Annotated in this window: 2 protein-coding genes; both read right to left on the bottom strand. The window is 38.4% G+C overall.

Features of this window, described 5'->3' with window-relative positions; genetic code table 11:
• Window positions 1-240: 240 nt before the first annotated feature.
• Window positions 241-1,128, bottom strand: a complete 888-nt coding sequence (locus tag FC093_RS23535) for an IS3 family transposase (RefSeq protein WP_170971218.1) — start codon at window positions 1,126-1,128, stop codon at window positions 241-243.
• 5 nt (window positions 1,129-1,133) lie between these two features.
• Window positions 1,134-1,562 (bottom strand): hypothetical protein, encoded by a 429-nt coding sequence (locus FC093_RS23530; protein WP_137264273.1) that lies wholly within the window; start codon window positions 1,560-1,562, stop codon window positions 1,134-1,136.
• Window positions 1,563-1,627: the final 65 nt, after the last annotated feature.

The following is a 1,627-nucleotide window of genomic DNA, read 5'->3' as shown; positions in this document are numbered from 1 at the left end:
ATGTGCGTCGTCCTGAAAATGGTTGACTCTTTTTTGAGTTATTCACAGCGGGATAAGATAGCTGTATTTTTTAGTTTATCAAAAATAATTCAGTTTTGATTCATCAGCCCAAGCGGAATTGGTGTTTTAGTTCTGGGGAGATCTAAACCCAACAGGAATAAGCTGATGCGACGAAGTAGTAAGCTTTGTATGATGGCTGCTCACCCATGCAGCCATTTTTTTGTTTACTACTTTGGAGCTTTATGCCTTTATAAAATCTCCCCATTCGCGCTGTTGCTTATAATAACTTTTCCAAACTCGTTTTAGCATTCCTCTTTGTTTGTGTGCTTCATTGGGTGTGTACCACTGAATGCTTCTGTGCGGTCTGTGCTGATTATAAAATTCAATGAACTTTTTGATATTTGCTTTTGCTTCGGCAATACTACTGAAACTTACTTCTCTGTCTTCAGTAAATTCCTCTTTTATCGTTCTGTGTATTCTTTCTGCTACAGCATTTTCTAATGGATCACCCGTCTCGGTCATGCTGATTTGAATATTATTTTTCTTGAGCAGTTGCACATAGGCATGGCAGCAATATTGAACACCTCTGTCGCTGTGATGTATTAAGTTTTCTGTTTTTTCTTTTCGCTGTTTCAATGCCTGCCTCAATGCTTCAAGGCTGCCTTTTACACTTAAATCTTCATGCACACAATAGCCTACTATTTTTCGTGAATACAAATCGGTAACAAGACTCAGATAACAAAATTTATCTTGCTGCTTCAACCATACATACGTTATGTCTGATACCCAAATTTCGTTACAACGCTGTGGCAGCAAGCCTTCTATCAGATTGTTATACTTATTGAAATGATGATAGCTGCAAGTGGTTTTTGCTCTTATCCGTTTGGGTTTTATAAGCAAATTGTTGTTTCGCAATACTTCAAAAAACTTGTCGCGCCCCATTTTTATATCATGCTGTAACAACTCTTTTTTTAAACATTGATGAAGATTTCTGCCGCTGCCGCGTTTCCATGTTTCCCGTTTTTTCTTGATGAGCCCAACCACTACATCTTCCTGTACAGCTTTGTTCTGGTTCGATTGCAATTGCTTGTAATAAGCCTGCTTGCTTCGCCCAAACACCGAACACATTTCTGTTACTTTTTCTTTTGGTCTTTGCTGATGGAAGCTGTGGATGGTTGGGCACCATACTTTTTTAGTATCTCAATATCAAATTTCTTTTCGGCTACTTCAATGGCATGCTGCCACAGATCGGCACGCAATTCTGCCACACGTAAAAGCTCTTTAAGCTCTTTGTTTTCTTCTTCTAATTTTTTATACGCTATGTCTTTTCTCACTTCCGCAAAATTAGCCGGTTGAACCGGTTTTTTCTCATAACCTTTTAATCCCTTGCTTTGCCTTATCCAGTAAAGAATAGTGGAATTACCGCGAATGCCGTAAATCATTTGCGCCTGGCGTTGAGTGAGTTTGCCACTCAATACTTCATTTACAATTTTTTGTTTGAAGACTTCTGTGTAGAATAATTTTTGCGCTTCACTGCGCTGCGAACTCTGTTTTTTGCTCATTTTTTTGTCCTGTTTTAAGTTGACTTATCCACATTTTTGGAGTCAACCTATTTCAGGACTATACA

It is taken from the genome of Ilyomonas limi, assembly GCF_005233845.1.
In the GTDB taxonomy this organism is placed as follows: Bacteria; Bacteroidota; Bacteroidia; order Chitinophagales; family Chitinophagaceae; genus Ilyomonas; species Ilyomonas limi.
This window is presented reverse-complemented; position numbering and strand designations above follow the sequence as displayed.